Consider the following 5,092-nt stretch of genomic DNA (forward strand, 5'->3'; position numbering starts at 1 on the left):
GGGACATCGAGGCGTTCGACGCGCGCCGGGCCGTGGTGCTGGCCATCGGTGAGGGCGAGGCATCGCGCGTATACCGCACCGACGACGGCGGCGCGACCTGGACGGAGTCGTTCCGCAACGTCGACCCGCGCGCCTTCTACGACTGCATGGCCTTCTTCGACCGCCGCCACGGGCTGGCGATGAGCGACCCCGTGGACGGCAGGTTCCGCATCCTGTCCACCCGCGACGGCGGCCGGTCCTGGCGGGTGCTGCCCGATGCGGGCATGCCGCCCGCCCTGGACGGCGAGGCGGGGTTCGCCGCGAGCGGGCAGTGCCTGGTCACCGCCGGACCGCGGGACGTGTGGCTGGCCACCGGCGGGGCCGCACGCGCGCGCGTACTGCACTCCGGAGACCGCGGCCTGACCTGGACGGCCACCGACACCCCGCTCCCGGCCGCCGACCCGGCCCGCGGCGTCTTCGCCCTCGCCTTCCGCGACCGCGCCCACGGTCTCGCCGTCGGCGGCGACTACCGCCCCGACCAGAGCGCGCCCCGCGCGGCGGCGCACACCGGCGACCGCGGCCGGAGCTGGCGGCCCGCCGCCACACCCCCGCCCGCCTACCGGTCCGGCGTCGCCTGGCTCCCGCACCACCGCACCGCCGCGCTCGCCGTCGGCCCCACCGGTACCGACCTCACCACGGACGCCGGCCGGACCTGGCGCACGGTGGACAGCGGCTCCTACGACACCGTGGACTGCGCGCCGGACCGCGGCTGTTGGGCGGCCGGGGAGAAGGGCCGTGTGGCCCGCCTGGAGCACTGAGCGCGCGGAAGACCGTGTTCGTCGGCAATGTGGGTACCCGTTCACAGATCGTGAAAGGAAGTGAGCGGACATGCCTCGCGGTTCGAGCCCCAAACGGGAGCGCCAGTACGAGCACATCAAGGAGAGCGCCGAGAAGCGCGGCGCGAGCACCGGCCGGGCCAAGGAGATGGCGGCCCGCACGGTGAACAAGGAACGCGCCCGCTCCGGCGAGTCCAAGACCGCCGGCCGCACCTCCACCCAGGACATGTCGTCGTCCCAGCGGGGTGGTCAGCGCTCCGGCAAGGGCTCCCAGGGACCCACCTACGACCAGCTGTACCAGGAGGCCAAGAAGCGCAACATCCATGGCCGTTCCGACATGAACAAGCAGCAGTTGCAGCGCGCGCTCGGCAAGTGAGCCGCACCGCCGGCCCGCGCGGGCGGCCGGCCCCGTACGCTCGTCCCCACCATGACGACCGTACGCATCCCCGCGGGCTGGCCCGCGACCGAGGAAGAGGCCCGCGCCGTCCAGGACGAGCTGCGGGCACGAGTGGTGCTGGACGAACCGGGGCCGCCGCCCGGCACCGGACACGTCACCGGGGTCGACGTCGCCTACGACGACGAGCGTGACGTGGTCGCGGCGGCGGCGGTGGTGCTGGACGCGGTGAGCCTGGACGTCGTCGCGGAGGCCACCGCCGTCGGCCGCGTCTCCTTCCCGTACGTGCCCGGCCTCCTCGCCTTCCGGGAGATCCCCACCGTCCTGGCCGCCCTCGACGCCCTCCCCTGCCCGCCCGGCCTGGTGGTCTGCGACGGCTACGGCCTGGCCCACCCGCGCCGTTTCGGCCTCGCCAGCCACCTCGGCGTACTCACCGGCCTGCCCACGATCGGCGTCGCCAAGAACCCGTTCACCTTCGCCTACGACGAACCGGGCACCCCGCGCGGCGCGTCGGCCCCCCTGCGCGCGGGCGACGAGGAAGTCGGCCGCGCGCTGCGCACCCGCGAGAACGTCAAGCCGGTCTTCGTCTCCGTCGGCCACCGCGTGAGCCTGGACAACGCCTGCGCCCACACCCTGGCACTGGCCCGCGACTACCGCCTCCCCGAGACCACCCGCCGAGCGGACGCCCTGTGCCGCCGGGCGCTGCGGCAGGCGACCGCGATCCGCAACCCGCAGGCCCGGGAGGCGGCGGCGGACCCGGAGCGCTCCTGGGGGCGGTCCCTGTTCGAGCGGCAGGCCGATCCCGTCACCTGGTCGGGCCGGGTCCTCGCGGCGGTGGCCGGGGCGCAGCGGAGCACGGAGATCGAGGCCGTACTGGAACTCGTAGCCGACCGCACGCGGTGGAGCCGAGGGCGCGAGGTGTTCGGGCAGGTCCGTGGTGGCCCGCTGGCCTGCGACGAACGGACCACGGCGGACCAGCACCTGCTCCTGCGGCTCGCCGAACTGGTCGCGAAGATCGCGCACAACGCGGCCGGGCCCCCGCCCTATTTCGACTACCACGCGGGCTGGGCAATCGGCCCCCTGGCCGTCCGGCTCGCCAACAGCGCGCCAGACCCGGCCGTACGGGAACGGGTCGCGGCGGCACTGGGCGAGTGGCCGCCGGACGACTCCGCCAGCCACTGCTGAGGCGGCCGTCCGGAGCCGGCCCCGCCTGAGTACGGGGACTGAGTATCCGTACGGATGTGCCCCCGAGGCCGTGATCGGCAGGCTGGCCGCATGACTTCGCACCGGGCCCCGAAGCCCCTCACCGACCCGCACCGTCCCGTCGAGCGCGCCGTGACGGCCGCGCTGGTCCTCGCCACGCTCGCGGGGCTCGCCTGGATCGCCGGGATGATCTACACGGTGGTGGAGTGGCCGCTGTAGGGCCGCCCGCCTGGCGGAAGGCCCGGCACCCGCCGGGTCATCGGCCGGCCGCCACCCGGAAGGTGATCCCGGCCGCGCGCAGCCGCTCGGTCAGCGCGTCGCCCATGGCGACCGCCGTGGTGACCTGCCCGGCGGTCGGCGGCAGGTCGTCGAGGGCGAGGGAGAGGGCCGCCTCGGCGAAGATCTTGGCCGTCTCGTCGTAGCCCGGATCTCCGCCCGAGACCTCCGTGAACACCCGTCGGCCACCGCCTTCGCCGACGAACCGCACCGAGAACCAGCTGCGCGCCCGCTTCTCGGCGCTCGGCCCGTCGCCGGGCTTGAGCCGGTCGGAGAGCCAGCGCCGCGCGGGGGGCAGCTGGGCCGCCGCGAACAGCGCGCCGACGGCCGCCGCTCCGCCGACCGCGACCGGCAGCCGCCGCACGGCGGCGTAGTGGCGGTAGCGGAAGTCGGGGCCGTACCGTTCCAGGGCCTTCGCCGAGCGGCCGACGACCTGCGGGTCGATGGTGGGCAGCGGCAGTGCCCAGGCTCCGACCTCGGGGGCGAACCGGGGGGCGCCCGCGGGGGTCGTGGCCCGGCGGCCCACCAGCCGCGGCTCGTGCCGGCGGCGGTCCCGCGCGGCGGCCAGCAAGTGCCGGCCGCGGGCGAACTGGTTCAGCGCGGAGGCGAAGGTGCCGCCGGAGAAGGACGCGTCGGCGGTGACGAACCCGTCCACCCTCAGCGGCACGCCCTCCGGCAGCTGCCGGACGGTGAAGTACACGCCCAGGTCGTGAGGCACCGAGTCGAAGCCGCAGGCGTGCACGAGCCGCGCACCGGTCTCCCGCGCGCGGCCGTCGTGCCGGACGTACATCAGGTCCACGAACTCCGGCTCGCCGGTCAGGTCGAGATAGTCGGTGCCGGTGTCCGCGCACGCGGCGACCAGTTCCTCGCCGTACGTCACGTACGGACCGACCGTCGTGGCCACCACGCGCGCGTGCTCCGCGAGCCGGCGCAGCGAGGCGGGGTCGGCGACGTCCGCGACCAGCACCCCGATCTCCGCGCCGCCGGGCAGCCGCTCGCGCAGCCGCCGCAGCTTGGTCTCGCTGCGCCCCGCGATCGCCCAGCGCAGTCCCCCGGGCGCGTGCGCGGCCAGGTACTCCGCGGTGAGTGTCCCGACGAAGCCGGTCGCTCCGAAGAGCACGATGTCGTAGGGACGGTCCGCCCTGTTCAGCCTGGTCATGACACCTCTCGCTCACCGTCGAGCCTCGCAGCCCGCGCCGCTGTCGGTGGCTGAGGCTAGCGTGAGGAGTGCGGAGCCCGACGCCGAGCCCGGAGGTGGACCATGGCGGTGGCCGCGAGCGCCCTGAAGAAGTGGGCGAAAGTACGCGAGTTCGCCCTGGGGCTGCCGGGTGCCGCCGAGGAGTTCCCGTGGGGCGAGTCCGTCGCCAAGGTCAACAAGAAGGTGTTCGTCTTCCTCGGCGTCGACGACGGCAGTTACCCCCTGGGCGTCACCGTCAAGCTCACGGACGACACCGCCCACGCGCACGCGCTGACCGCCCCGGGCGCCGAACCCGCCGGGTACGGCCTCGGCAAGGCGGGCTGGGTCAGCGTCCCGCTGGAGCCCGAGGGGTCGCCGTCGGCGGAGCTGCTGTGCGAGTGGGTGGAGGAGAGTTACCGGGCGATCGCCCCGAAGCGACTGATAGCGGACCTGGACGCGCGCTGAGTCCTGGCGGCCCCGGGGGATCCGGGCCGAGAATGGCTAAGCGCTTGCTCGTTCCAGGCCTTGTGCCGACTGAAACCTGTTCTTACCATCACCGGTGTTACATCGGTCGTGTCACAGCGAGGGGGCTGGATGGCCACGGCGAGGACGCCGGCAGACGGACCGGTACACGGTCCGGCCCATGGTCCGGCCGGTCCGGCAGATCCGGCAGATCCGGCCGATCCGGCCGGCCCGGCACACGGACCGCTCACCGGCGTCCGCGTGGTCGAGCTGGCGGGCATCGGTCCCGGGCCCTTCGCCACCATGCTCCTCGCCGACCTCGGCGCCGACGTGGTCCGCGTGGACCGCCCCGGCGGTCCCGGGCTGGGGATCGACCCGCGGTTCGACGTCACCAACCGCAACAAGCGCTCGGTGATCGTCGACCTCAAGGCCCCCGACGGCCCCGCGCGGGTCCTCGACCTGGCCGCCCGTGCCGACATCCTCATCGAGGGCTACCGCCCCGGCGTGGCCGAACGGCTCGGCGTCGGCCCCGACGCCTGCCACGCCCGCAACCCGCGGCTCGTGTACGGCCGGATGACCGGCTGGGGCCAGCAGGGCCCCCTCGCCCACCGCGCGGGACACGACATCGCCTACATCGCGCTCACCGGCGCCCTCGGTCTGACCGGCAGCCCCGGCGAACCCCCGCCCGCCCCCGCCAACCTGCTCGGCGACTACGCGGGCGGCTCCCTCTACCTCGTCGTCGGCGTCCTCGCCGCCCTGCACCAC

Annotated in this window: 6 protein-coding genes and 1 pseudogene; 6 read left to right on the forward strand and 1 reads right to left on the reverse strand. The window is 74.8% G+C overall.

Translation table 11 applies throughout. From position 1 onward, the window contains the following. The 4 genes and pseudogenes from CCN42_RS39270 to mmpA all read left to right on the forward strand — a co-directional run. A partial coding sequence (locus CCN42_RS39270) for a WD40/YVTN/BNR-like repeat-containing protein (RefSeq protein ID WP_086741950.1) occupies positions 1–797 on the forward strand: 797 nt, incomplete at its 5' end. Between the two features lie 70 nt (positions 798–867). Continuing rightward, positions 868–1,191 carry a plasmid stabilization protein gene (locus CCN42_RS39275; RefSeq protein WP_086741951.1) on the forward strand — a complete coding sequence of 108 codons (324 nt, stop codon included), beginning with the start codon at positions 868–870 and terminating at the stop codon, positions 1,189–1,191. Positions 1,192–1,242: 51 nt separating this feature from the next. After that, a pseudogene (locus CCN42_RS39280) lies at positions 1,243–1,926 on the forward strand (endonuclease V); the annotation flags it as partial. Positions 1,927–2,484: 558 nt separating this feature from the next. Then, a complete protein-coding gene (gene mmpA / locus CCN42_RS43575; protein ID WP_086172288.1) occupies positions 2,485–2,631 on the forward strand; it encodes a morphogenic membrane protein MmpA in 147 nt (48 codons plus the stop codon). A gap of 37 nt (positions 2,632–2,668) precedes the next feature. Here mmpA and CCN42_RS39290 read toward each other — a convergent pair whose 3' ends face one another. Then, the gene (locus CCN42_RS39290) at positions 2,669–3,847 is read right to left on the reverse strand and encodes a saccharopine dehydrogenase family protein (protein WP_086741952.1); all 1,179 of its coding nucleotides are present in this window, start codon (positions 3,845–3,847) and stop codon (positions 2,669–2,671) included. Positions 3,848–3,949: 102 nt separating this feature from the next. Here CCN42_RS39290 and CCN42_RS39295 point away from each other — a divergent pair, with 102 nt between their 5' ends. Both CCN42_RS39295 and CCN42_RS39300 read left to right on the forward strand, forming a co-directional pair. Beyond that, positions 3,950–4,330, forward strand: a complete 381-nt coding sequence (locus CCN42_RS39295) for an MmcQ/YjbR family DNA-binding protein (RefSeq protein WP_086741953.1) — start codon at positions 3,950–3,952, stop codon at positions 4,328–4,330. A 258-nt stretch (positions 4,331–4,588) separates the two neighbouring features. Beyond that, positions 4,589–5,092: CoA transferase (locus CCN42_RS39300; protein ID WP_143662198.1), on the forward strand; the 504-nt coding region annotated here is incomplete at its 3' end.

Origin of the sequence: Streptomyces glaucescens (assembly GCF_002154375.1) — a bacterium.
In the GTDB taxonomy this organism is placed as follows: Bacteria; Actinomycetota; Actinomycetes; order Streptomycetales; family Streptomycetaceae; genus Streptomyces; species Streptomyces glaucescens.

Bases quoted from the DNA above. Each gene is read 5' to 3' on its own strand.
- CCN42_RS39275 (WP_086741951.1), top strand. From the start codon at position 868: ATGCCTCGCGGTTCGAGCCCCAAACGGGAGCGCCAGTACGAGCACATC.
- mmpA (WP_086172288.1), top strand. From the start codon at position 2,485: ATGACTTCGCACCGGGCCCCGAAGCCCCTCACCGACCCGCACCGTCCC.
- CCN42_RS39290 (WP_086741952.1), bottom strand. From the start codon at position 3,847: ATGACCAGGCTGAACAGGGCGGACCGTCCCTACGACATCGTGCTCTTC.
- CCN42_RS39295 (WP_086741953.1), top strand. From the start codon at position 3,950: ATGGCGGTGGCCGCGAGCGCCCTGAAGAAGTGGGCGAAAGTACGCGAG.